The organism is Klebsiella quasivariicola (genome assembly GCF_002269255.1).
GTDB lineage: Bacteria > Pseudomonadota > Gammaproteobacteria > Enterobacterales > Enterobacteriaceae > Klebsiella > Klebsiella quasivariicola.
The window spans coordinates 596,264-620,727 of sequence record NZ_CP022823.1 but is presented as its reverse complement, the minus strand read 5'-3'; the positions used below and the strand labels follow the sequence as shown (position 1 = coordinate 620,727).

The 24,464-nt window shown below is 55.0% G+C and carries 28 protein-coding genes and 1 other RNA gene; 20 read left to right on the top strand and 9 right to left on the bottom strand.

Annotation, left to right across the window (positions count from 1 at the left end; genetic code table 11):
- Window positions 1–4: 4 nt before the first annotated feature.
- The 8 genes from mzrA to B8P98_RS03140 all read left to right on the top strand — a co-directional run bounded on the left by mzrA (window position 5) and on the right by B8P98_RS03140 (window position 4,248).
- Window positions 5–382, top strand: coding sequence for an EnvZ/OmpR regulon moderator MzrA (mzrA, locus tag B8P98_RS03175; RefSeq protein WP_165931850.1), 378 nt, complete (start codon window positions 5–7; stop codon window positions 380–382).
- Between the two features lie 149 nt (window positions 383–531).
- Complete coding sequence (locus B8P98_RS03170; protein ID WP_095032703.1) at window positions 532–900, top strand: DUF1090 domain-containing protein; 369 nt, start codon at window positions 532–534, stop codon at window positions 898–900.
- Window positions 901–945: 45 nt separating this feature from the next.
- A complete protein-coding gene (locus B8P98_RS03165; protein WP_002917916.1) occupies window positions 946–1,251 on the top strand; it encodes a DUF883 family protein in 306 nt (101 codons plus the stop codon).
- A gap of 2 nt (window positions 1,252–1,253) precedes the next feature.
- Window positions 1,254–1,652 carry a phage holin family protein gene (locus B8P98_RS03160; RefSeq protein WP_095032702.1) on the top strand — a complete coding sequence of 133 codons (399 nt, stop codon included), beginning with the start codon at window positions 1,254–1,256 and terminating at the stop codon, window positions 1,650–1,652.
- The gene (locus B8P98_RS03155; RefSeq protein WP_025710595.1) at window positions 1,649–1,942 is read left to right on the top strand and encodes a YqjK-like family protein; all 294 of its coding nucleotides are present in this window, start codon (window positions 1,649–1,651) and stop codon (window positions 1,940–1,942) included. Before B8P98_RS03160 ends, B8P98_RS03155 begins: the two co-directional genes overlap by 4 nt.
- Window positions 1,943–2,298: 356 nt before the next feature.
- The gene (locus tag B8P98_RS03150) at window positions 2,299–2,691 is read left to right on the top strand and encodes a DoxX family protein (RefSeq protein ID WP_002917920.1); all 393 of its coding nucleotides are present in this window, start codon (window positions 2,299–2,301) and stop codon (window positions 2,689–2,691) included.
- A 75-nt stretch (window positions 2,692–2,766) separates the two neighbouring features.
- Window positions 2,767–3,753, top strand: a complete 987-nt coding sequence (locus B8P98_RS03145) for a glutathione S-transferase family protein (protein WP_095032701.1) — start codon at window positions 2,767–2,769, stop codon at window positions 3,751–3,753.
- Window positions 3,754–3,879: 126 nt separating this feature from the next.
- Complete coding sequence (locus B8P98_RS03140; RefSeq protein WP_002917923.1) at window positions 3,880–4,248, top strand: DUF805 domain-containing protein; 369 nt, start codon at window positions 3,880–3,882, stop codon at window positions 4,246–4,248.
- 41 nt (window positions 4,249–4,289) lie between these two features.
- On the opposite strand, the gene B8P98_RS03135 is transcribed toward B8P98_RS03140, so the two are convergent.
- Window positions 4,290–5,186, bottom strand: coding sequence for a LysR family transcriptional regulator (locus B8P98_RS03135; protein WP_025710597.1), 897 nt, complete (start codon window positions 5,184–5,186; stop codon window positions 4,290–4,292).
- Between the two features lie 104 nt (window positions 5,187–5,290).
- Here B8P98_RS03135 and B8P98_RS03130 point away from each other — a divergent pair, with 104 nt between their 5' ends.
- On the top strand, window positions 5,291–5,992 hold the full coding sequence (locus B8P98_RS03130; RefSeq protein ID WP_025710598.1) for a pirin family protein: 702 nt from the start codon (window positions 5,291–5,293) through the stop codon (window positions 5,990–5,992).
- A gap of 24 nt (window positions 5,993–6,016) precedes the next feature.
- The gene (locus B8P98_RS30650) at window positions 6,017–6,184 is read left to right on the top strand and encodes a hypothetical protein (protein ID WP_042928995.1); all 168 of its coding nucleotides are present in this window, start codon (window positions 6,017–6,019) and stop codon (window positions 6,182–6,184) included.
- A 73-nt stretch (window positions 6,185–6,257) separates the two neighbouring features.
- Here the strand turns inward: B8P98_RS30650 and B8P98_RS03125 are convergent, their stop codons facing one another.
- On the bottom strand, window positions 6,258–6,668 hold the full coding sequence (locus B8P98_RS03125; protein ID WP_025710599.1) for a Spy/CpxP family protein refolding chaperone: 411 nt from the start codon (window positions 6,666–6,668) through the stop codon (window positions 6,258–6,260).
- 312 nt (window positions 6,669–6,980) lie between these two features.
- Between B8P98_RS03125 and B8P98_RS03120 the strand changes: the two genes are divergently transcribed.
- On the top strand, window positions 6,981–7,445 hold the full coding sequence (locus B8P98_RS03120) for an OB-fold putative lipoprotein (protein ID WP_025710600.1): 465 nt from the start codon (window positions 6,981–6,983) through the stop codon (window positions 7,443–7,445).
- A 538-nt stretch (window positions 7,446–7,983) separates the two neighbouring features.
- On the opposite strand, the gene rnpB is transcribed toward B8P98_RS03120, so the two are convergent.
- From rnpB to B8P98_RS03095, 5 genes are all read right to left on the bottom strand, one after another.
- An RNA gene (rnpB, locus tag B8P98_RS03115) (RNase P RNA component class A) lies at window positions 7,984–8,366 on the bottom strand.
- 32 nt (window positions 8,367–8,398) lie between these two features.
- Window positions 8,399–9,544, bottom strand: a complete 1,146-nt coding sequence (gene garK, locus B8P98_RS03110) for a glycerate 2-kinase (RefSeq protein WP_025712507.1) — start codon at window positions 9,542–9,544, stop codon at window positions 8,399–8,401.
- 64 nt (window positions 9,545–9,608) lie between these two features.
- A complete protein-coding gene (garR, locus tag B8P98_RS03105; protein WP_025712508.1) occupies window positions 9,609–10,499 on the bottom strand; it encodes a 2-hydroxy-3-oxopropionate reductase in 891 nt (296 codons plus the stop codon).
- 26 nt (window positions 10,500–10,525) lie between these two features.
- Window positions 10,526–11,296: a 2-dehydro-3-deoxyglucarate aldolase gene (gene garL / locus B8P98_RS03100; protein ID WP_008806598.1), complete on the bottom strand. Its 771-nt coding sequence runs from the start codon at window positions 11,294–11,296 to the stop codon at window positions 10,526–10,528.
- Between the two features lie 26 nt (window positions 11,297–11,322).
- A complete protein-coding gene (locus B8P98_RS03095; protein ID WP_008806599.1) occupies window positions 11,323–12,654 on the bottom strand; it encodes an MFS transporter in 1,332 nt (443 codons plus the stop codon).
- A gap of 392 nt (window positions 12,655–13,046) precedes the next feature.
- Here B8P98_RS03095 and garD point away from each other — a divergent pair, with 392 nt between their 5' ends.
- Entirely contained in the window at window positions 13,047–14,618 is a 1,572-nt protein-coding gene (garD, locus tag B8P98_RS03090; RefSeq protein WP_095032700.1) for a galactarate dehydratase, read from the top strand.
- 54 nt (window positions 14,619–14,672) lie between these two features.
- Here garD and B8P98_RS03085 read toward each other — a convergent pair whose 3' ends face one another.
- Window positions 14,673–15,623, bottom strand: coding sequence for a sugar kinase (locus B8P98_RS03085; protein WP_004206140.1), 951 nt, complete (start codon window positions 15,621–15,623; stop codon window positions 14,673–14,675).
- Window positions 15,623–16,426, bottom strand: coding sequence for a DeoR/GlpR family DNA-binding transcription regulator (locus tag B8P98_RS03080; RefSeq protein ID WP_167382687.1), 804 nt, complete (start codon window positions 16,424–16,426; stop codon window positions 15,623–15,625). Before B8P98_RS03080 ends, B8P98_RS03085 begins: the two co-directional genes overlap by 1 nt.
- Before the next feature lie 350 nt (window positions 16,427–16,776).
- Here B8P98_RS03080 and B8P98_RS03070 point away from each other — a divergent pair, with 350 nt between their 5' ends.
- The 8 genes from B8P98_RS03070 to B8P98_RS03035 all read left to right on the top strand — a co-directional run bounded on the left by B8P98_RS03070 (window position 16,777) and on the right by B8P98_RS03035 (window position 24,448).
- Window positions 16,777–17,631 (top strand): tagatose bisphosphate family class II aldolase, encoded by an 855-nt coding sequence (locus B8P98_RS03070; RefSeq protein ID WP_020803712.1) that lies wholly within the window; start codon window positions 16,777–16,779, stop codon window positions 17,629–17,631.
- A 24-nt stretch (window positions 17,632–17,655) separates the two neighbouring features.
- Window positions 17,656–18,570: a 1-phosphofructokinase gene (gene pfkB, locus B8P98_RS03065; protein ID WP_008806604.1), complete on the top strand. Its 915-nt coding sequence runs from the start codon at window positions 17,656–17,658 to the stop codon at window positions 18,568–18,570.
- A gap of 10 nt (window positions 18,571–18,580) precedes the next feature.
- Window positions 18,581–19,993, top strand: coding sequence for a PTS fructose transporter subunit IIC (locus tag B8P98_RS03060; RefSeq protein ID WP_025712512.1), 1,413 nt, complete (start codon window positions 18,581–18,583; stop codon window positions 19,991–19,993).
- A gap of 10 nt (window positions 19,994–20,003) precedes the next feature.
- The gene (locus B8P98_RS03055; RefSeq protein ID WP_080897338.1) at window positions 20,004–20,819 is read left to right on the top strand and encodes an HPr family phosphocarrier protein; all 816 of its coding nucleotides are present in this window, start codon (window positions 20,004–20,006) and stop codon (window positions 20,817–20,819) included.
- Window positions 20,820–20,995: 176 nt separating this feature from the next.
- On the top strand, window positions 20,996–22,267 hold the full coding sequence (gene gatZ, locus B8P98_RS03050) for a tagatose-bisphosphate aldolase subunit GatZ (protein WP_025712514.1): 1,272 nt from the start codon (window positions 20,996–20,998) through the stop codon (window positions 22,265–22,267).
- A gap of 14 nt (window positions 22,268–22,281) precedes the next feature.
- On the top strand, window positions 22,282–22,749 hold the full coding sequence (gene gatA, locus B8P98_RS03045; protein WP_008806608.1) for a PTS galactitol transporter subunit IIA: 468 nt from the start codon (window positions 22,282–22,284) through the stop codon (window positions 22,747–22,749).
- 26 nt (window positions 22,750–22,775) lie between these two features.
- Window positions 22,776–23,060: a PTS galactitol transporter subunit IIB gene (gene gatB / locus B8P98_RS03040; RefSeq protein ID WP_002918119.1), complete on the top strand. Its 285-nt coding sequence runs from the start codon at window positions 22,776–22,778 to the stop codon at window positions 23,058–23,060.
- A gap of 5 nt (window positions 23,061–23,065) precedes the next feature.
- Window positions 23,066–24,448 (top strand): galactitol-specific PTS transporter subunit IIC, encoded by a 1,383-nt coding sequence (locus B8P98_RS03035; RefSeq protein ID WP_008806609.1) that lies wholly within the window; start codon window positions 23,066–23,068, stop codon window positions 24,446–24,448.
- The last annotated feature ends 16 nt before the right edge of the window (window positions 24,449–24,464 follow it).

Here is a 24,464-nt window from a genome sequence, read left to right as displayed (position 1 = left end):
GGTCATAAAACGCCCTTCCCTGCGCCAGCTGAGCTGGCTGCTGGGTGGCTCTCTTGTGCTCTGCGCGCTGTTATGGGTCTGTCTGGCGGTGCAGCAGCAAGAGGCCACGCTGGCGATCCGTCCGGTTGGACAAGGCGTCAGCATGCCGGACGGTTTCTCCGTCTGGCATCACCTCGACGCCAACGGCATCCGCTTTAAAAGCATTACGCCGCAAAAAGATGGCCTGCTGATTAAGTTCGATTCCACCGCCCAGGGCGCGGCGGCGAAAGAGGTTCTCGGTCGCGCTCTGCCACATGGTTATATTATCGCCCTGCTGGAGGACGATAACTCGGCCACCGCCTGGTTATCCCGCCTGCGCGACGCGCCGCACCGGCTTGGCTAAGCGGCCACCAGACTGCGTTTTTCTCGTAGTCTGGTGGTTTTCCGCATTTGTTACTATGCTTAAACCTGCGGGAATCAACGCATTCCCGTTCACCATCGGGAACGGGTATATCCTCCGGGTACACCCTCAGACAATGGAAGGTACTATCCATGAAACACCGCATCGCTCTGCTTCTGGCCCTGACTTCACTTAGCGCCAGCGCCATAGCCGCCTCTCCCTGCCAGGAAAAAGAGCAGGATATTCAACGAGAGATCAGCTATGCCGAAAAGCATCACAATCAAAGTCGCATTGATGGGCTAAATACCGCGCTACGTCAGGTCAGAGAGAACTGCAGCGACAGTCAACTGAAAGCCGATCATCAGCAAAAAATTGCCAAACAGCGGGAAGAGATCGCTGAACGTCAGCGCGATCTGCAGGAAGCCCGGAAGAAAGGCGATGCGGACAAAATCAACAAACGCCAGCGTAAACTTAATGAAGCGCAACAGGAGTTGAAAACGCTGGAGTCTCGGGATTACTAATCACCATTAACTTTCGCAACACGGACCACGCTACAGGAGAACGACATGGCTAAAGAGAATGTGACTGACGACCTTCGTGCAGAACTGAAAACGCTGGCGGATACCCTGGAGGAAGTGCTGAACTCCTCGGCGGACAAGTCGAAAGAAGAGATGGGTAAACTGCGTAGTAAAGCCGAAAGCGCGCTGAAAGAGAGTCGCGCCCGCCTGGGGGAAACCAGCGAGGCGATTCTGCGTCAAACGCGTGAGACCGCCGCGCGGGCGGATGATTATGTTCGCGAAAATCCGTGGACTGGCGTCGGGATTGGTGCCGCCGTCGGGCTGGTGCTGGGTGTCCTGCTGTCGCGTCGCTGATTATGGCGAATACTCAACACACGCAGGGACCAGGTCAGCGCGTTTTCTCCATTGGTCAGCGTATTGTCACGCTGCTGGCCGAAATGGTGGAAACACGGCTGCGTCTGGTCGTCGTGGAGCTGGAGGAGGAGAAAGCCAATCTTTTCCAGCTGTTGTTAATGACCGGACTGACGCTACTGTTTGCGGCGTTTGGCCTCATGAGCCTGCTGGTGCTGGTTATCTGGGCCGTTGACGCCCAGTACCGCCTGCACGTCATGATCGCCACCACCGTCGTTCTGCTTCTCGCCGCAGCGATTGTCGGTATCCTTACCTTACGTAAGGCGCGCCGCTCCACGCTGCTGCGTCTGACACGTAAAGAACTGGAGAACGACCGTGCCCTTCTGGAGGACCATAAACCATGAATGGCCGACAGGAGCGTGAACGACAAAAGGCGCTGCTGTTGCGCCAGATCCAGCAGCAACGTCTGGAGCTGAGCGCTTGTCGTCGCCACTGGCTGGAGACGACAGCGCCTTTCGATCGCGGCTGGCATACGCTGCTGGGCTTACGTTCGTGGCTGATGGTGGGCAGCGGTTTGATGGCCGTGTGGTCCGTACGACATCCACACTTTTTAATGCGCTGGACCAAACGCGGTCTCGGACTGTGGAGCACCTGGCGAATGGTCCGCGGCATCCTGCGCCAGTCAGCTCGCTAGCGGCTCAGGGCGCGGGCGTTTTTTCTCGCGCCCCGTTCTGCCGTTTTCCCACCAGATAATACCGTTTACGGCAACCTGCGCCTTTACCGCACCAGGCGGTTCCCCTGCCTTAATATCCCTGTCCAGTGAGATCTGCCGACTCCATATCGTGGCGGTTGGTTACCCATCGCCCCTGGGTATTTTGTCTCTCACCGCACTAATTGCTCAGAAACTTTGAAAAAGATCTACAGTTTTCCTTGCTAACAATTCCCTCTCCGCCTCGCTAATATCCTCTCCATCGACAGCGACACCGCGTAACTACGCGGGATTGCACTAAAAAACAAAACCGCCGCCCTTTGGGTTTTCTGGAGTAAGAAATGAAAAAATTAGAAGATGTTGGTGTACTGGTAGCGCGCATTCTGATGCCAATTCTGTTTATCACTGCAGGTTGGGGCAAAATCACCGGTTATGCGGGTACCCAGCAGTATATGGAAGCCATGGGCGTACCGGGAGCGCTGCTGCCGCTGACCATCCTCCTTGAGTTCGGCGGTGGTCTGGCGATTCTGTTCGGTTTCCTGACCCGTACCACGGCGCTGTTCACCGCAGGCTTTACGCTGCTGACCGCGTTCCTGTTCCACAGCAACTTTGCGGAAGGCGTGAACTCTCTGATGTTCATGAAAAACCTGACCATCGCAGGCGGTTACCTGCTGCTGGCCATCACCGGACCAGGCGCATTCAGTATCGACCGTGTACTGAATAAAAAGTGGTAAGCGCACTATACTGAGTAAAAATCAAAAAAAGCGAGGGGATTATCTCCTCGCTTTTGTTATCTGAAGGAGGAAGTAATGGGACAATTAGTCGACGGCGTCTGGCAAGATACCTGGTATGACACCAAATCCACCGGAGGACGGTTCAAGCGTTCCGTTTCGGCCTTCCGTAACTGGCTCACTGCCGATGGCGCCGCCGGTCCCAGCGGTGAAGGCGGTTTCGCGGCAGAGAAAGATCGCTATCATCTGTACGTCTCTCTCGCCTGTCCGTGGGCGCATCGCACGTTAATCATGCGTAAACTGAAAGGGCTGGAGTCTTTTCTCCCCGTCTCCGTGGTCAATCCGCTGATGCTGGAAAATGGCTGGACCTTTGACGACAGCTTCCCGGAAGCTACCGGCGATACCCTTTACCAGCACGATTTTCTGTATCAATTGTATCTGCACGCCGACCCGCACTACACCGGTCGCGTCACCGTGCCGGTGCTGTGGGATAAAAAACAGCAGACTATCGTCAGCAATGAGTCAGCAGAAATCATCCGCATGTTTAATACCGCCTTCGATGGCCTGGGCGCCAGAGCCGGTGATTACTACCCGCCGGCGCTGCGGGAAAAAATCGATGAGCTGAACGGCTGGATCTACGATAACGTGAATAACGGCGTGTACAAAGCCGGCTTCGCCACCAGCCAGCAGGCGTACGACGAAGCGGTCGATGCGGTCTTTACCTCGCTGGAACGGCTCGAGCAGATCCTCGGCCAGCACCGCTACCTGACCGGGAATCAGTTAACTGAGGCGGATATCCGCCTGTGGACGACGCTGGTACGCTTCGACCCGGTGTATGTGACGCATTTTAAATGCGATAAACGGCGCATCAGCGATTACCTCAATCTGTACGGTTTCCTGCGCGACCTTTACCAGATGCCGGGCATCGCCGAGACGGTAAGTTTTCCGCATATCCGTAACCACTATTACCGCAGCCATAAAACCATTAATCCTACCGGTATCATCTCCATAGGGCCGCAGCAGGATCTCAACGAACCACACGGTCGCGATCAGCGCTTCCGTTGATCTGTCAGGCGCCAGTGATGGCGCCTAATAATTCAGAAAACAGATATTTACCCACCATTCATTCACGTCTATTCTTATTACGATCGCTTAAAAAACAAGTGATTGACGGTTAATTGAGGCGTAGAAATGGACTGGTATCTCAAGGTATTAAAAAACTATATTGGATTTGGCGGCCGTGCGCGGCGCAAAGAGTACTGGATGTTTATTCTGGTCAACCTCATCCTGACCGGCGTATTGAGCATCATCGATAAAATGCTGGGCTGGCAGCGGGCGGGCGGCGAAGGCATTTTGACAACCATCTATGGCGTGCTGGTCTTTTTACCGTGGTGGGCGGTGCAGTTTCGGCGTCTGCACGACACCGACCGTTCGGCCTGGTGGCTGCTCCTGCTGTTGATCCCGGTCATCGGCTGGCTGGTGATCCTGATCTTTAACTGCCAGCGCGGCACCGAGGGTAATAATCGATTTGGCCCCGACCCAAAACCCTTTTCCTACTAATCTTCCTGCTCCTCCCACTACCGGGAGGAGCGTCTTCTTGGCTAGCGCCCCGCAAACAGCTTAGGGATCTCACGCAGACACCAGGACTTCGCTTCGCCCATACTGTCCCGTCGCCAGGCCATAATAATATCAATTTCATTGGTGTATTCCGGGCTGACGACCCGCAACCGCCCTTCGGCAATATCCTTCTCCACCAGCGGATAGGGCATGGTCGCCACGCCTAACCCGGCCAGCAGCGCCTGGCGCTTATCTTCTATCGTACTCACCGTTAAACGCGGCTGTTTATCCAGTAGCTGGACGGTAAGAACAGGCCGCTCGCGCGCGGTATCCGCCACCGCAATACCGCGATATTTTACGCGGGTAACCTCAGAGAGCGGCTCCGCCTCCTGATGGATCGGATGGTCCGGCGCCGCCACGTAGACGCTCAACACCGAGTAGAGCTTGCGGGAGTTAATCTCTGAGGAGGAACGAAAATGCATATCCGGCGCGACAACAATATCCGCCCGCCCCTGCTCCAGCCGTTCCCAGGCACCGGCCAGTACCTCGGTGATAATTGACAGCTGAGTGTTGGATTTGGTCGCCAGTTTCTCAATCAGCGGAAACAATTCCGGGGTGGGAATAAGCGCTTCAGTGACGATCGTGAGGTGGGTTTCCCAGCCACGCGACAGGGCTTCCGCATCGGTAGTCAGCTTATCTGCCGCTTCAAGCAGCACTCGCCCGCGCTCCAGCAGCATTCTTCCGACGTTAGTGAACTTCGTGCGATGACCGGAACGGTCAAACAGCACCACGTCCAGCTCCTCCTCAAGTTTTTGCATGGTATAGCTCAGGGCGGAGGGCACGCGACCCAGTTCATCAGCCGCGGCAGCAAAGCTCCCGCGCCGGTCGATCGCATCCATCACGCGTAACGCTTCCAGCGTTAATGCTCTCTCTTTGGCCATCGCTTTCTCATTCAGGAAATTTGAACATACCGGGCAGAATATCTGGCTAACAATACAGCGTCCATACCTTTACCATTGATTTAGTGTAAAGAGAGGTCAAGAACATGATTACTACCCGAACAGCCAAACAATGCGGACAAGCAGACTTCGGCTGGCTGCAGGCCCGCTACACTTTCTCCTTTGGCCACTACTTCGATCCGAAATTACTGGGCTTTGCGTCCTTACGTGTCCTCAATCAGGAAGTGCTGGCGCCTGGCGCCTCGTTCCAGGCGAGGACTTATCCAAAAGTCGATATCCTGAACCTGATTCTGGAAGGTGAAGCAGAGTACCGCGACAGCGATGGCAACCATGTGCAGGCCAAAGCCGGTGAAGCGCTGCTTATCGCCACCCAACCAGGCGTAAGCTACAGCGAGCATAACCTGAGTAAAGAGCAGTCGTTAACACGAATGCAGCTGTGGCTGGATGCCTGCCCGCAGCGGGAAAACCCGCTACAGCAGAAAATCGACATCGCGAGCGCACCGCTGCAGCTGCTGGCCTCGCCGGAAGGAGAGAGCAACAGCCTTCAGCTTCGCCAGCAGGCCTGGGTCTACCATATTGCCCTGGAGAAAGGTGAGCATATTAACGTGCAATTACATGGTCCACGCGCTTACCTGCAGTCGATCCACGGCACCGTCCATGCCGTCGCGCAGGAACAACAAAAGCAGGCACTCACCTGCGGTGACGGCGCATTTATTCGTGACGAAGCTAACATTACCCTCGTCGCCGATACGCCGCTGCGCGCTTTGCTGATAGATTTACCGGTGTAACAACGGAAGTCATGGAGTCGGTCAGTGAGTAAGAAGAAAAATAGAAAAAAGGCGTCACCAACGCCGTTAGCCCCGCCGCAGCCGGAAGCCGCCGGGGTTACCAGCTTTGGTTATGATGAGATGCTTAGCGAACTGGAAGCCATTATTGCCGAAGCGGAGATTCGCTTGCGGGATGAAGAAAGTCTCGCCTGAAATGGCAAAATGGATGGGTTAATTTTCGTTTATGGCCTGAAGATGAAATCGGCCCCGAAAGGGGCCGATGGCATTATTCACTCAGCGCGTCGGCAAGATCTTTTTTCACCTGGGTGCGCTGCTCCGGCGTCAGTACCTGATTCACTTCAAAATAGTACTTCACGCGGTAATAACGTACCTGCTGATCGATCTTACTGAAGGCTGCCAGCTGATCCTTGACCGCTTTCTCATCCCATTTTCCGGAATCAATTACGTTAATCAATGCGCCATCTTTAATGTCTTGCTGTGAAATCTGCTGAACATTATTTTCCAGCTGCTGATGCAGGCTTTTAATTTTCGCAACCTGATCGTTGGTGAGTTTTAAGTGCTGAACAATAGGATCCTGCGCCGGTGCTGGTGCCGCCTTAACATCCGCGGCCTGTGCCGCAACAGAGAAGCCGGTGGTCAACAGCGCGGCGAAGGCAATACGGGTCATAAATTTCATGGTCTTATCCTGTAGTAAAGGGAGCAGAAATAGCAGCTCATTATTTTCCAGTCGGTAGTGAAGAAATGTAAAAAATAATACCTAAAGATTATTCACATTCAATTGCGGAATGTATATCACGATATATATAAAAAACACGAATATCACCCCTTTATTAATCACTCAGGATAATACACTATTATCATTACATTATTTTCACCGCTGGCCTCAGGTAAAATAATTGACAACAGTAAGCTTTAGTTTATTTAATAAGCGCGAAACAAGTTATCCAGTGCATCAAGGACACCATAAAAAATAGATAAGGAGATAGTAATGTTATTACGTTTTCGCGTATTACCGCTGGTTTTTTTCATCTCGTTGTTAAGCGGCTGCGGCCTGGCTTCTAAAGCCTTTTATTCCGCGGGTGATAAATTATTTCAACCCGGAGATGACGCCGTCGCGTCGATGCAGACGTATTCAGTGTCTCAGTTCTTGCAGCCGTTTACTCTCAACCCGGCGAAGGCCAGCAGCGATTATCTGGGTAAATGGGTTAAGGTGCGCGGCGTCATTGTCGATATTCGCCGGATGAGCGGTATTGCCGGCAGCTATTATTTTACCGTGACCATGCGAGATGAGCAGAATAAAACGGATAAACGTCTGACCTTCAATTTTGGCTCACATAACAGCGCAGACGTTGAGGCGTTAAGCAACGGCAGCATCGCCACGATCGTCGGTCAGGTTCATCAGGTGCAAGATTCCACGATCCCGACGCTACAGAATCCTAAGGTGGTTAAATAACGGTAACTGACCGATAAACCGCTTTCCGCTTTCCTAATAGTCAAAACCCCGCCGCAGCGGGGTTTTAGCGTAAAAGGTGAAACTGACCGATAAGCCGCGTTCTTTTGGTATAGCGTCGTGGACAGTTATTCATCCGAGTCACGGATTCAGATAGCAAAAACCCCGCCGGAGCGGGGTTTTGACATAAAAAAGGTGAAACTGACCGATAAGCCGCGTTCTTCTGGTATAGCGTCGTGGACAGTCATTCATCCTGCTTCCGGTATTCGAATAGCAAAAACCCCGCCGGAGCGGGGTTTTTGCATAAAGAGGTGAAACTGACCGATAAGCCGCGTTCTTCTGGTATAGCGTCGTGGACAGTCATTCATCCTGCTTCCGGTATTCGAATAGCAAAAACCCCGCCGGAGCGGGGTTTTTGCATAAAGAGGTGAAACTGACCGATAAGCCGCGTTCTTCTGGTATAGCGTCGTGGACAGTCATTCATCCTGCTTCCGGTATTCGAATAGCAAAAACCCCGCCGGAGCGGGGTTTTTGCATAAAGAGGTGAAACTGACCGATAAGCCGGGTTCTGTCGTGGACAGTCATTCATCTAGGCCAGCAATCGCTCACTGGCTCAAGCAGCCTACCCGGGTTCAGTACGGGCCGTACCTTATGAACCCCTATTTGGCCTTGCTCCGGGTGGAGTTTACCGTGCCGCGGACTGTTACCAGCCGCGCGGTGCGCTCTTACCGCACCCTTTCACCCTTACCTGATCCCGCTTGCGCGGGCCATCGGCGGTTTGCTCTCTGTTGCACTGGTCGTGGGCTGTGACACCCCCCAGGCGTTACCTGGCACCTTGCCCTATGGAGCCCGGACTTTCCTCCCCTCCGCCCGTCTCCCCCCGAAGGAGGACGACGACGAAGCGGCGACTGTCTGGTCAGCTTCGGCGCGCAGTATAGAGGGTTTACCGCCCGTTGTCATCCTTCTGTCGTCATCCCGACCAGCAGGGTAGCGGCGATATTGCGCGATGCATGATAAATATTATCAAACGCCCCGCGAAATGCCTCTTCCAGCGTCGAAACGGAAGTTAACACGCTGAAAACAGCATCGATGCCGTGCTGGTGAACCACACCGACGTCGTGGGTCAGGCTACCGGCAATACCAATCACCGGCTTATGGTATTTCTTCGCCACCCGGGCAACCCCGACGGGAACCTTACCGTGAATAGACTGACTATCGAGCCGCCCTTCCCCGGTAACCACCAGTGAACAATCAAGGATCTGCTCTTCCAGATGCAGCGCCTCGGTGACAATCTCAATCCCGCTGCGCAATTCCGCGTTCAGAAACGCCATCAGCGCCGCGCCCATGCCACCTGCCGCTCCCGCGCCGGGGATCGACTTCACGTCCACCTGCAGCGACGTCTTAATGACGTCGGCATAATGCGCCAGATTACGATCCAGCTCGACGATCATCGCCTCGGTCGCCCCTTTCTGTGGGCCAAAGATCCGCGACGCTCCTCGCTCGCCTACCAGCGGATTGGTAACATCGCAGGCCACGTGGATCATCCTGTCACGTAAGCGTGGATCGATGGCGGAAAGATCGATCCGGCTCAGACGGCTCAGGCTACCGCCGCCATGGCCGATCTCCTGCCCCTCGGCGTCACAAAGGCGGGCGCCTAGCGCCTGCATCATGCCCGCTCCACCGTCGTTGGTCGCACTGCCGCCGATACCGATAATGATCCGTTTCGCGCCATGTTCCAGCGCCTGTAATATCAGCTCGCCGGTACCGCGTGAAGTGGTGATGAGAGGGTTGCGTTTTTCGGGCGGAACGAGTCCCAGGCCACTGGCCGCCGCCATCTCAATAAACGCAGTGACGCCATCGCCGGACATGCCCCAGCAGGCCTCCACTTTCTCGCCCAGCGGGCCAGTCACCCATGCGGAATGTTCCGTTCCCTGCGTCGCGGCAATCATCGCCTCCACCGTTCCCTCGCCGCCGTCGGCGACGGGCATGGAAACATACTGCGCGTCAGGGAAAATTTCCCGAAATCCTTTTTCTATCGCCTGAGCTACCTCGGTGGCAGAAAGGCTTTCTTTGTAAGAGTCTGGGGCAATGACGATTTTCATAATTTTGTAGCCTGACAGTGCCGCGCAAGGCAAGAATAACAGGGCGCGCAAGGCGCCCTTCTTGTTAGCGAGTGACTTCCACTTTCGCCAGTTTTTCGTAGTAGCACGCCAGCGCGCTATGGTCCGCGGTGCCCAGACCGTCTGCGCGCAGCGCCTGCATCATCTCCATTACCGCCGCCGTCAGCGGTAGCTGAGCGCCCACGCCATGGGACGTATCCAGGGCGTTCGCCAGATCTTTAATATGCAGGTCGATACGGAATCCCGGCTTGAAGTTACGATCCATCACCATCGGCGCTTTGGCATCCAGCACGGTACTGCCCGCCAGGCCGCCACGGATCGCCTGATAGACCAGATCCGGATTGACGCCAGCTTTGGTCGCCAGAGTCAGCGCTTCAGACATCGCTGCGATGTTCAGGGCGACAATCACCTGGTTAGCCAGTTTGGTGACGTTGCCCGCGCCGATGTCGCCGGTATGCACCACGGAGCCCGCCATCGCTTTCATCAGATCGTAGTATTTATCAAAGATCGCCTTATCGCCGCCGACCATCACCGACAGGGTGCCGTCGATGGCTTTTGGTTCGCCGCCGCTCACCGGCGCGTCCAGCATATCAATACCCTTGGCTTTCAGCGCTTCGCTGATTTCCCGACTCGCCAGCGGCGCGATAGAGCTCATATCAATCACCACGGTGCCCGGCTTTGCGCCTTCGATAATGCCGTTTTCACCCAGCGCCACCTCTTTCACATGCGGAGAGTTTGGCAGCATGGTAATGATCACGTCACATTGCTCAGCAACCGCCTTCGGCGTCGTCGCGGTCTCTGCACCCGCGGCAATCACGTCGGCAATCGCTTCCGGGTTACGGTCGGACACCACCAGCGAATAACCTGCTTTCAGCAAATTTTTGCTCATCGGTTTGCCCATAATGCCAAGACCGATAAAACCTACTTTGATTGTCATAATGTTCTCTCTCTTCATCCTGGTGATTATTTTTTAAACGCATCAGCAAGTTTCTGCGTTGCTGAGCGGAAGACGCCCAGATCGCTGCCGACGGCGACGAAAGTCGCCCCCCATTCCAGATAGCGGCGCGCATCAGCTTCCACTGGCGCCAGAATGCCGCTTGGCTTACCGTGCTTCTTCGCGCTGGCAAAGATATGTTGGATAGCGTGCTGTACCTCAGGATGGGCGGCATTGCCGAGATGGCCTAAAGCGGCAGCCAGGTCGCTCGGGCCAACGAACACCCCGTCCACACCCTCGGTCGCGGCAATCGCCTCGACGTTATCTACCCCGGTCTGGCTCTCAATCTGCACCAGAATGGAAATGTTCTTGTTGGACTGGGCGAAGTAGTCCGGCACGGTGCCAAACATATTGCCGCGGTGGGAAACGGAGACCCCGCGGATCCCTTCCGGCGGATAGCGGGTCGACGCCACCGCCTGCGCCGCCTGCTCAGCCGTCTCGACGAACGGCACCAGGAAGTTATAGAAGCCGATGTCCAGCATGCGCTTGATGATGATCGGCTCATTGGTCGGCACACGGACTACCTGCGCGCTGGAGCTGCCCTTCAGCGCCATCAGCTGTGGGATAAGCGTGGTCACGTCGTTCGGCGCGTGTTCCGCATCCAGCACCAGCCAGTCGAAACCGGCCAGACCCAGCACCTCAGTACTGATCGGGTTAGCCAGCGCGCACCAGCAGCCAATCTGCACCTGATGAGCCGCCAGCGCGGCCTTAAATTTGTTCGGGAAAATTGCGTTATCCATAATTTTTACCTTGCGTTAATCGTTGCTTACTTCTGCAATTCCATACGTTTGATATCGCCAACCACAAACAGGTAGCAGACCATCATCATCAGCGCGGAGCCGCCAACAAAAATCAGTGCGCCATTGAATGAGTGCAGTTCGCTTACGATGTAGCCAATAACCAGCGGCGTGGCGATCGAGGCCACATTGCCAAAGACGTTGAATACCCCGCCGCACAGGCCAACAATCTCTTTCGGCGCAACATCCGAGATAACCGGCCAGCCCAGCGCGCCAAAGCCTTTACCAAAGAACGCCAGCGCCATCAGCGTAATAACCAGCGGCGTGCTGGCCGTGTAGTTACACAGAATAATGGACGATGCCAGCAGCATTCCGAGTACTATCGGTAACTTACGCGCAAAAGTCAGCGTACAGCCGCGGCCAATCAGATAATCCGAAAACAGCCCGCCCAGTACGCCGCCGGCAAAACCAAACAGCGCCGGAATTGAAGCCACGAAGCCGACTTTCAGAATTGACATTCCCTTGTCCTGCACGAGGTAGATCGGAAACCACGTCAGGAAGAACCAGGTAATGGTGTTGAGGAAATACTGACCGAAAAATACGCCTAACATCATTCGGTTGGTCAGCAACTGACGGATATAATCCATCTTCGGCCCGGCCGCCTGGGTCGTCTCTTTTTTGTGGTCCATATCGACCACCGCGCCGCCTTCAGAGATATACTTCAGCTCCGCCGCGGACATTCGCGGATGATCGGTGGGGTTATGCACAAACTTCACCCAGATGACGGTGAGCACAAACCCTATTATCCCCATCACGGTAAAGACATGCTCCCAACCCAGCGCGAAGGTCAGCCAGCCGAGTAGCGGCGAGAATAACGCCAGCGAAAAATATTGCGCCGCATTAAAAATAGCCGAAGCGGTGCCCCGCTCTTTGGCCGGAAACCAGGCCGCCACAATGCGGGCGTTGGCGGGAAACGAGGGCGCTTCGGAAAAGCCCAGCATAAAACGCATAAAGAACATGGAGACCCCAGCCCAGGCGAGCGGGAACACATCAATAAAGCCCTGCAGGAAGGTAAACAGCGACCAGAAAAACAGGCTGTATGAGTAAACCTTCTTCGATCCAAATTTATCCAGCAGCCAACCACCAGGGATCTGCATCAGCAGATAAGCCCAGCCGAAGGCGGAAAAAATGTATCCCATCGACACCGCGCTGAGCCCCAGCTCTTTCGCGACTTCAGTACCGGCGATAGACAACGTCGCGCGGTCGCCATAGTTCACCGCCGTCACGACAAATATCATCAATAGAATTAAATAGCGGGTCGGTATTCCTTTTTTCTCATCTAATGTAGAATCCAGAATCATTTAGACATTCCTCAGGCACAGAACACCTTTTATAATTGCTTTAAGCGGTTTCTTATTTATTTAAAAGACGATATTGAAGCTATCTATTCGCATATCGAATACCTCAAAAACATGACTCAGTATAATCAGCACGCCTCCGCCAGACACTATGCATAACCACAATATAAAGTCATTATTTAACGCTAAAATTAGGCTTATGCCATAAGCCATGGGCGCTAATCCACAGTTCTTACGATTGCCTGCCCTGCTGGGGTTACCACCTCAGCAAGGAGTGATGTAGATCACATTTTAAAATCAATACAGCTGACATCCTTTATTCCATCATACTGATACGTAGTAAATGAATTAGCGTTTTATTTTATTATTAGCACCTGTTTGGAGATGACTGGACAATGGCTGACATTGCAATTCGACAACAATCGCCAACCGCGTTTTATATTAAAGTTGACCCGACAGATAACGTGGCGATTATTGTCAACGATCGGGGATTGACCGCCGGAACACGTTTCCCGGACGGCCTGACGCTCGTCGAACACATCCCACAGGGTCATAAAGTAGCCCTGGTGGATATCCCTGCCCGCGGTGAAATCATCCGCTACGGAGAAGTGATTGGCTTCGCCGTGCGCGACATCCCACAGGGAAGCTGGATTGACGAATCGCTGGTGGAACTGCCCACCGCCCCACCGTTGAATACCCTGCCGCTGGCGACCAAAATACCTGAACCGCTACCGCCGCTGGAAGGCTACACCTTCGAAGGCTACCGCAATGCCGACGGCAGCGTGGGCACCAAGAACCTGCTGGGCATCACCACCAGCGTGCACTGTGTTGCGGGCGTGGTTGATTATGTGGTGAAAATCATTGAGCGAGACCTGCTGCCGAAATACCCCAACGTCGACGGCGTGGTTGGTCTGAACCACCTCTACGGTTGCGGCGTGGCGATTAATGCGCCGGCGGCGGTAGTGCCGATTCGTACCATCCACAATATCGCCCTCAATCCGAATTTCGGCGGCGAGGTGATGGTCATTGGCCTCGGCTGTGAAAAGCTGCAGCCGGAACGTCTGCTGCAGGGTACGGAAGACGTCAAAAGCATCCCGGTGGACAGCGCCAGCATCGTTAGCCTGCAGGACGAAAAGCACGTTGGTTTCAAATCGATGGTCGATGACATTCTGCAGGTCGCCGAGCGCCACCTGGCGAAACTGAACCAGCGCCAGCGCGAAACCTGCCCGGCTTCAGAGCTGGTAGTCGGGATGCAGTGCGGCGGCAGCGACGCCTTCTCCGGCGTGACCGCCAATCCGGCGGTAGGTTACGCGTCCGACCTGCTGGTACGCTGCGGCGCGACGGTGATGTTCTCGGAAGTGACCGAAGTACGCGACGCCATCCATCTGTTAACCCCGCGGGCGATTAACGAAGCGGTCGGCAAACGCCTGCTGGAAGAGATGGCCTGGTACGATAACTATCTTGATATGGGCAAAACCGACCGCAGCGCCAATCCCTCTCCCGGTAACAAGAAAGGGGGTCTGGCCAACGTGGTGGAAAAAGCGCTGGGATCGATTGCCAAATCAGGGAAAAGCGCCATTGTTGAAGTGCTTTCTCCAGGACAGCGCCCAACCAAGCGCGGCCTGATTTACGCCGCGACTCCGGCCAGCGATTTTGTCTGCGGCACCCAGCAGGTGGCTTCTGGCATCACCGTGCAGGTGTTCACCACCGGCCGCGGCACGCCGTACGGCCTGATGGCGGTACCGGTGATAAAAATGGCGACTCGCACCGAGCTGGCCAACCGCTGGTATGACTTAATGGACATTAACGCCGGGACCATCGCCACCGGCGAAGAGACGATTGAGGATGTCGGACTGAAGCTCTTCGAATTCATTCTCGACGTCGCCAGTGGACGCAAGAAAACCTTCTCCGATCAGTGGGGCTTGCATAACCAACTGGCGGTATTCAACCCGGCGCCGGTAACCTGATCGCGACACTGGCAGCCCATTCCCCTTCAGCCCGGATTTATCCGGGCTTGTTGATTAGGCGTGCTGTGCGGCAAGAAAAGCGCTGATCTGCGCCTGCGTCGAGGTACCTTCCATCGGTCCACGCTGGCTAATCGCCAGCGAGCCGCTGGCATTTGCCCATCTCAGCGCCTCCTGCGGCGTGGCGCCATTGAGGAACAGGCTGACAAAGGTGGCGCCAAAGCAGTCCCCGGCGCCTGTCGGATCCACCACCGGCACGTTGAAGCCGGCGACATGGTGTGTCTCGTTGGCGCTAAAGTAGCTGGCGCCACGCGGCCCGCGTTTAATCACCACATGCTTCACGCCGCGTTTCAGTAGCTTATCAACCAGGACCTGCTCATTGCGCTCCGGATTGAGGCCAAAGTAATCCAGCTCGCCGTCGCTCGGCAGGAAGATATCGGTGTAGTCGAGGATATATTCAAAAGCCTGCGACATCTCCGGGATGTTAAGCATCTCTTTGCGAATATTGGGGTCGAACGACACCGTCCCGTTGCGGCCTTTTATATTTTCAATCGCTTTACGCATCGCATCGATAATACGGAACGAGAACAACGACGATCCCATAATGTGAAAATGCTGACACCGGTTGAGCAGCGCCTCATCAATGTGGTCGGCGGTCAGTAAACCGCAGGCGCTATTGGGCATGTTAAAAATAAAATCGCGCTGCGCCTGACTACGATAGCTGACGAAGGCGCTACCGGTGGTCGCTTTCTGCAGCATGGCGATACCGTTGACGTTAACGCCGTCTTTCTCCAGCCGCGCAATGTTCATCTCACCAAAGGCGTCGCTGCCCACGCAGCTAAACAGCACGGAACCAAAACCCAGCTTAGCTACCTGATCGGCAAAGATTGCCGGCGCCCCGCTCGGATAGGGTCCCCAAAATTCACCGGGGCGGGAAAAACCCTGATTCTCTTCCTTGGCGAGAAACTCCACCAGCAGCTCGCCGATGGTGCAAATGGTTACGTTCATCACCGCTCCTGGTTTGTCTTATGCAAAGCCGTGTTGAGCCATGTCAGGCATTCATTGTTGGTATAGCTGTTGGTCAAACCCGCAGCGAGGAAGCAGGCATGGTACTCTGCCGCGACCACCTGCGGGGTCACGACGCTGCTGATCTGTTGCAATTCACCCACAGCATAGCGTTTCTCGCCATAGACCGGTCGGGACGCGACAATCGCAATGACTCGTTTACTCTGGGCGACAGCCTCGTTTAGTAAATGTGCTGTGACCTCGTTACGCACGCTCAGCGTGCCGTCTTCGGCAATATGATCCACCGCTATCAGCGCACGTGAAGGGCGGTAATGGCCTAACGCCTTCAGCGCCAGCTCGCCCTCCACAATCCGCCCCTGGCCTGACAGCACCCCGCCAAGCAGAACGGTTTCCCCATTTAAAAACTCCTGCGCCAGCGCGACATGGCCCAGATCGTTTAACAGCAGGCAAAGTTCTTCTCTGTTGGCCAGAAAGGGGATCACTTTACGCAAAATGGAACCTTGGCCTAAAAATAGCGTTTCGCCATCTTCTATCTGCGCCGCCACCTGGCGAGCCATTTCCGTCTCCAGCGCTTTATCCCTGACGGCTGGTGCTTCCCGCATCACCGCAACCGGCGCGCCAGCCTGGGCGGTATAAATCGCCCCGCCGAAGGAGCGTTTCAAGTAGCCCTGCTGCTCGAGGTAGTTGAGATCGTTACGGATTGTCACTCCGGAAACAGCCAGCATTTCGGCCAGATCGTCGACTTTGATCTCGCCGTTCTTACGAACGATCTCTGCGATGTCCAAGCGCCTTTTCAGCAGGCTGGTTGACGGTTTTGCCACGGTTTATGCCTTATTATTTTCTCCTAGAATAACTTTCATTTTTAAATTTCCCTATCGTAATGTCAAACCGCGGCTGAACCCCCATCTTGCCATAAACAAATTAATGCATATTAATCACATAGTTATAATGATACCCCTTCCCTGCTAAAACTTTAAAAAAGAAACATTAAAAATACTATTAACTTTCATTTTAAAAATCAATTCATCATTGTGTGCGGTGGATCACACCTAAAAGTCGAGACGATCGTTACATTACTTTCAAATTGAAGGTTATTTAATGTTAATAACTTACAACTTGAAAATAGAGGACTAAAATGTACATCATTTCCAGTAAAAACATGCTGTTGAAAGCTCAACGACAGGGTTATGCCGTGCCGGCTTTCAATATCCATAACCTCGAAACCATGCAGGTCGTCGTTGAAACGGCAGCTGAGCTACGCTCCCCCCTGATCCTTGCCGGCACGCCCGGTACCTATAGCTATGCCGGCACCGGCAACGTGGTGGCGATCGCCCGCGATCTGGCGAAAAAGTGGGATCTCCCGCTCGCTCTGCACCTCGATCATCATGAGGATCTGGCTGATATCACACGCAAAGTCCAGGCAGGGATCCGCTCGGTCATGATCGATGGCTCTCACTCACCGTTCGAAGAGAACGTGGCGCTGGTAAAAAGCGTGGTGGAGTTGAGCCACCGCTATGATGCCAGCGTAGAAGCCGAGCTGGGCCGTCTGGGCGGGGTAGAAGACGATCTGGTGGTCGATGCTAAAGATGCGCTCTATACCAACCCCGAACAGGCCCGCGAATTTGTCGCTCGTACCGGTATTGATTCGCTGGCCGTTGCCATCGGTACCGCGCATGGCCTTTACACCGCCGAACCGAAGCTTGATTTTGAGCGCCTGGCGGCTATTCGCGACCGCGTTGACGTTCCGCTGGTCCTGCATGGCGCTTCCGGCCTGCCGGATAGTGATATTCGCCGCGCCATTTCTCTGGGCGTCTGCAAAGTCAACGTCGCCACCGAACTAAAAATCGCTTTCTCGGATGCACTGAAAGCCTACTTCCTGGAAAATCCGGGCGCCAACGATCCTCGCCACTATATGAAACCGGCGAAAGCGGCAATGAAAGAGGTCGTTCGCAAAGTCATTCACGTCTGTGGCTGCGAAGGACAACTGTAATCAGCGGATCGAAGGAGCCTTGTCGTGATCCACACCCTGACACTGAACACCGCGATTGATATGAATATCTTTTGCGATCCGCTCCAGCCGGCGGCAGTCAACCGCACCCGGCAGACGGAATATTGCCCGAATGGTAAAGGGGTTAACGTCTCGCTGGTATTACATCATTACCAGCAGCCAACCCATGTTATGGGCATATTCGGCGGTTTTACCGGCCGCTATATCGTTGAGGAACTACGCAAACAACATATTAACGTCACGCCGGCATGGGTCGCTGAACCCACCCGTATTAATATCTTTATTAACGACGGCAGAGATGAATATAAACTGGTAAATCCCGGCGCGCGGATTAACGATGAAGGGAAAGAACAAATTCTTCATCATTTACAGTGCGTCACGCCTGGTGATTATTTAGTTATCAGCGGCAGTCTGCCACCGGGAATAGAGAGCCGGTTCTATAGCGAGATTCTGGTGCTGTGTCAGCAAAAAGGGTGTGAAGTCATCTTAGATATCAGCCACCCGGTGCTGCGCCAGCTTTTGGAGTGGCATCCGCTATTGATTAAACCCAATGACGACGAGCTGAACGAGATCTTTGGTCTGGATGTCAGCAGCCCCCAGCGGGTACGCGAAGCAATGCAAACGCTCCACCAGCTTGGGGCTCGCAATGTTCTGCTGACCCTTGGCGCACAAGGGCTCTATTTTTCGAACGGCGAGCAACTGTGGTTCTGCTCGGCACCGAAAATCGAACTGGTCAGCTCGGCCTGCGCCGGCGATGCCGCGCTGGGCGCGTTCCTCAGCCGATGGCTTAACGCAGGCGATATTCCTCAGGCGCTGGCGCTGGCCAGCGCCACCGGCGCCGATGTTGCCGCCTCCGCCGGGCTTGGCAAATTAAACCGTACGCAAGAATTATTACAACAACTTCAGATCGTCCAATTATAAAGGTCCGATTATGAAAAAAATTATTGCCGTTACCGGCTGCCCTACAGGTATTGCTCATACATTTATGGCTGAAGAGGCCTTAAAAACCGCAGCGAAAAAATTAAACGTTGAAATAAAAGTCGAAACCAATGGCGCTTCCGGCGTAGAAAATGCCATTACGCCGGAAGACCTGACGGATATTTATGGTGTGATTATCGCTGCCGATAAAGATGTTAATGCCGAACGTTTTAATGGCTTACCGGTTATTGAGGTGCCGGTTAAAGAAGCCATTCACCATCCGGCGGAATTAATTAATAAAGTTGTTAACGGTCAGGCGCAGCGTCGCCAGGGACACTCCGCGACGACGGATCTCGCCGAGAAATATGAGCGAGAATCGTTCGGCCGACAGATTTACAAACATCTGATGAGCGGTGTTTCCAACATGCTGCCGTTCGTTGTCGCCGGCGGGATCTTAATCGCCGTTTCTTTCCTGTGGGGCATCTACTCTGCCGATCTGAATTCACCGCAGTATAACGTGGTTGCCGCCACCCTGATGAAAGTCGGTCAGCAGGCGTTCTCGATCATGGTGCCGGTGTTTACCGCCTACATTGCCTGGTCGATATCTGGCCGCCCGGGTATGGTTGCCGGTTTTGTCGGCGGCCTGCTGGCGAACGCCACCGGCGCCGGGTTCCTCGGTGGGATCATCGCCGGTTTTGCCGCCGGGTATTTTATGCTGCTGATCCGTCATCTGCTCGACGGTCTGCCGCGCCAGTACGAAGGGCTGAAGTCGATCTTCATTATGCCGCTGATCGGCGTCCTGGTGATTGGCGTGATGATGGTCCTGCTCGGCCAGCCGGTGGCAGCGATCAACAATGGCATGATGAACTGGCTCAGCTCTCTGCAGGAAGCCAACCCCATCCTGCTGGGGATCGTGGTCGGCGCAATGTGTTCCTTCGACTTCGGCGGGCCGGTCAACAAAGCGGCCTATGTCACCGGTACGCTGCTGCTGGGGCAAGGTAACTATTTCTTTATGGCCGGTGTGTCTGCCGCCTGCATTACGCCGCCGTTGGTCATCGCCCTGGCGACCACGTTCTTTCCGAAAGGCTTTAGCGAGGAGGAACGCGCCGCCGGGATGGTCAACTATATCCTCGGCTGCACGCACATTACCGAAGGTGCAATTCCCTTCGCCGCCAAGGATCCACTGCGGGTGATCCCGATGATGATGATCGCCTCCTCAATTTCTGCGGTACTCAGCTACAGCCTGCATATTCAGGTTCCGGCACCGCACGGCGGCTTCTTAATCCTGCCGCTGGTCAGCAAACCGTTGATGTGGGTGCTGTGCATTCTCGCCGGTTCCGCGTGCGGCGCACTTATGCTGGGATGCTGGCGGCTGTGGCAAAAACGCACTGACAAAGCGACAGCTCTTGCTGGCGCCATGAAATAAGGAGCACGCTATGCAACTGACTTCTGCCGATATTGGTTTCGATCGTCAGGTCAAAACGAAAGACGAGGCGCTACAGCGTGTCGTTGCAGCCCTGACTCAGGCCGGACATACGCAAGCAGCCTATCTGCAAGGCATGCGCGAGCGCGAGGAGCAAATCAGCACCTATCTGGGCAACGGCATCGCCATTCCCCACGGTACGCCGCACAGTCGCGACGCAGTGCTCAAAACGGGCGTTAAGGTGCTGGCTTGTCCGCAGGGGATTGACTGGGGTGAGGAGCAAACCGCCTATCTGATTGTCGGTATTGCGGCTCAGGACAATGAGCATCTCGATATTTTGCGCCAGCTCACCCATGCCCTGGGCGACGATCGGGTGCCTGAGGCGCTGACGCGCGCCGATATCCCTCAGGCGGTGCTGGAAATTCTCGCTGGCAATATCCCTCTGCCGGCAGGCGAAGAACCACAACCCGCGCCGCATTTTGACGAAGAGGCCACCTTTACCCTGCGCAATCCGCACGGTCTTCATGCCCGCCCCAGCGCGGTGCTGGTGAAAGCCGTCAAGCAGTGGCGATCGCAAATCCAGGTCGAAAACCTGGATACGCGCTCCGCGATTGTGGATGCCAAAAATCTGATGCGCGTCGTATCGCTGGGTGCCAAACAGGGTCATCGTCTGCACTTTATGGCCAGCGGCAACGATGCGCAGCAGGCGTTAAAAGCCATTGGCGACGCTTTTAACGCCGGTCTCGGCGAAATTGCCGCCCAGCCGCAGCAGGTCTCTCAGGAAGCCGTCAAAACGAAACGCAGCTGGCTCTCCCGACTATTTAGTTAATTTTCAATCAATTAAAAACGCCCTGCCTTCCTGGTCAGGGCGTTTTTGTCTCGAAAGACGACACCTTTCACTGCGTTACATCACTATTTATCGATACAGATCACAATTCAAAACAAAGCCATTTGCGACCAAAACAAAACATAACGAATATATTCGAAAGAAAACGGAGGTTGTAAATGAAAGATATTATCACTCGCCACAAGTCCGGCGAACATATCGGCATCTGTTCAGTGTGTTCAGCGCATCCGCTGGTTATCGAAGCGGCGTTACGTTTCGATCTGCCGACCAACAACAAGGTGCTGATCGAAGCGACGTCCAACCAGGTAAATCAGTTTGGTGGCTACACCGGCATGCAGCCGGCCGATTTCCGCGACTTCGTCTACAACATCGCGCGTACCGTCGGTTTCCCGGCTGAGCGCATTATTCTTGGCGGCGATCATCTGGGCCCGAACTGCTGGCAAGATGAACCAGCAGCCGTGGCGATGGAAAAATCAATCGACCTGATCAAGGCCTACGTCGCGGCCGGCTTTAGCAAAATCCATCTCGATGCGTCAATGTCCTGTGCTGACGACCCGGTGCCTTTGGATCCTGGTGTGGTTGCTGAGCGCGCCGCTCGACTGTGTCAGGCTGCTGAAGAGACCGCCAGCGCTGAGCAAAAGCGCCACCTGACCTACGTCATCGGGACCGAAGTTCCGGTGCCCGGCGGCGAGGCCTGCACCATCGGCAGCGTACATGTCACCCGGGCGCAGGATGCCGCGGCGACACTCGAAACCCATGAGGCTGCTTTCCGTAAGCTGGGACTCGAGGCTGCGCTGGAGCGAGTTATCGCTATCGTCGTGCAGCCTGGGGTGGAGTTCGACCATACGCAAATCATTCATTACCAGCCGCAGGAAGCGAAAGCGCTTTCCGCCTGGATCGAAAGTACCCCGATGGTCTACGAAGCGCACTCCACCGACTACCAAACTCGCCAGGCTTATCGCGCGCTGGTTCGCGACCACTTCGCCATCCTGAAAGTCGGCCCGGCGCTCACCTTTGCCCTGCGTGAAGCCATCTTTGCCCTCGCCCAAATGGAAAATGAGCTGATCGCCCCGGAGTCTCGCAGTCGCGTGATGGAGGTGATCGACGAAGTGATGCTTAACGAACCCGGCTACTGGAAAAAATACTATCACCCCACCTGGAGCCAGGCGATGGTCGATATCCACTTCAGCCTTTCCGACCGTATCCGTTATTACTGGCCGCATCCGCGTATTCGCCAGAGCGTTGAGAAACTTATCGCTAATCTGACCGACGCTAAGCTGCCGCTGGGGCTTATCAGCCAGTATATGCCGGTGCAGTTTGAACGACTGTCGCTGAATGCACTGAACGCCGAGCCGCACGCGCTGATCCTCGACAAAATCCAGGATGTTCTGCGTGCCTACCGCTACGGCTGTTCTTCTGAAATCGCCTGAAGTTAAGAGGATATATGAGTCAACTGTTTGTTCGTACCGGCATTCATTTCAGTTCCAGCCAGCAGGCGCTGGAACACATTGGCGCAGAGATGCTGGCGCGAGGCGTCGTACACGACAGCTATCCCGCCGCCCTGCTCGAACGCGAAGCGACTTTTCCCACCGGCATCGCCCTGGAGCAGCATGCTGTCGCTATCCCGCACTGTGAAGCCGTCCACGCCAAATCGCCGGCCATTTACCTGATTCGTCCGGATGCGCCGGTTCCTTTTCAGCGCGCTGATGACGACGGCGAAATCGACGTTTCGCTCATCATCGCGCTGATTGTTGAAAACCCGGCGGCACAGCTGAAGCTACTGCGCCGGTTATTTAGTGAGCTACAAAATCCGCACACGCTGGAGGCACTGCTCGCCGCTTCCGACGATCAGCTGCCGGTGCGGTTCCAGCAATTTATCCTTGAGCCTGAGCTTAACGCCGTGGCTTCATAAGATACTGATAATAAAAGGGGTACCCTATGAAACGTAAAGTTATCGTCGCCTGCGGCGGTGCCGTCGCCACCTCCACGATGGCGGCTGAAGAGATTAAAGAGCTGTGTGCAGACCACAATATTGAACTGGATTTGGTGCAGTGCCGGGTCAATGAAATCGAAACCTACATGGACGGGGCGGACCTGATCTGCACCACCGCGCGCGTGGAGCGGACCTTTGGCGACATTCCGGTGGTACACGGCATGCCATTCGTTTCGGGCGTCGGCATTGAAGCCTTACAACAGAAAATCCTCGGCATCCTCGCGGAGTAAACGCCATGTTTAGCGAAATCATGCGTTATATCCTCGATCTCGGTCCGACGGTGATGCTGCCGATCGTGATCATTATTTTCTCCAAGTTACTGGGGATGAAGCTCGGGGATTGTTTCAAATCTGGTCTGCATATCGGGATCGGTTTCGTCGGTATCGGCCTGGTCATTGGCCTGATGCTCGACTCCATCGGCCCGGCGGCAAAGGCGATGGCGGAGCATTTCCAGATTAATCTTCACGTGATCGATATCGGTTGGCCGGGTTCATCACCGATGACCTGGGCGTCGCAAATCGCCCTGGTGGCGATCCCGGTGGCCATCGTGGTTAATATCGTGATGCTGGTTACCCGTATGACCCGCGTAGTGAATGTCGATATCTGGAACATCTGGCATATGACCTTTACCGGCGCGATGCTGCATATCGCTACCGGATCGTACTGGATAGGTATTCTCGGCGTGGTAGTGCATGCCGCCTTTGTGTATAAGCTGGGCGACTGGTTTGCCAAAGATACCCGCGATTTCTTTGGCCTCGAGGGTATTGCGATCCCGCACGGCAGTTCGGCGTATTTAGGGCCGGTTGCCGTGCTTGTCGATACCATCATCGACAAGATCCCCGGTCTTAACCGTATTCACTTTAGCGCCGATGATATCCAGAAACGCTTCGGTCCCTTCGGTGAACCGGTTACCGTTGGCTTCGTCATGGGCCTGGTGATTGGCGCGCTGGCGGGTTACGACCTGAAGAGCATTCTCCAGCTTGCGGTGAAAACCGCAGCGGTGATGCTGCTGATGCCACGGGTGATCAAACCGATTATGGATGGCCTCACACCGATAGCCAAACAGGCGCGTAAACGTCTGCAGGCCAAATTCGGCGGCCAGGAATTCCTGATTGGTCTCGACCCGGCGCTGCTGCTCGGTCATACCTCGGTGGTCTCCGCCAGCCTGATCTTCATCCCGCTGACCATTCTTATCGCCGTCGTGGTTCCTGGCAACCAGGTCCTGCCGTTTGGCGACCTGGCCACCATCGGCTTCTTCGTGGCGATGGCAGTCGCGGTACATCAAGGGAACCTGTTCCGCACATTGATTTCCGGGGTCATCATTATGGGTATCACCCTATGGATCGCCACCCAGACCATAGGCCTGCACACCCAGCTGGCGGCAAACGCCGGGGCCCTGAAAGCCGGCGGTATGGTGGCCTCAATGGACCAGGGCGGTTCACCGATTACCTGGCTGCTGATCCAGCTCTTTACCTGGCAGAACGTGGTGGGCTTCGCGGTCATCGGCATTATCTATCTGACTGGCGTTCTGCTGACCTGGCGTCGTGCCCGTCGCTTCATCGCGGTGGAAAAAGCAGAAAAAAGCGCTGCCCCACAACAAAGTACAGGCATGTCTTGATCTAAAAGGGGAGCGG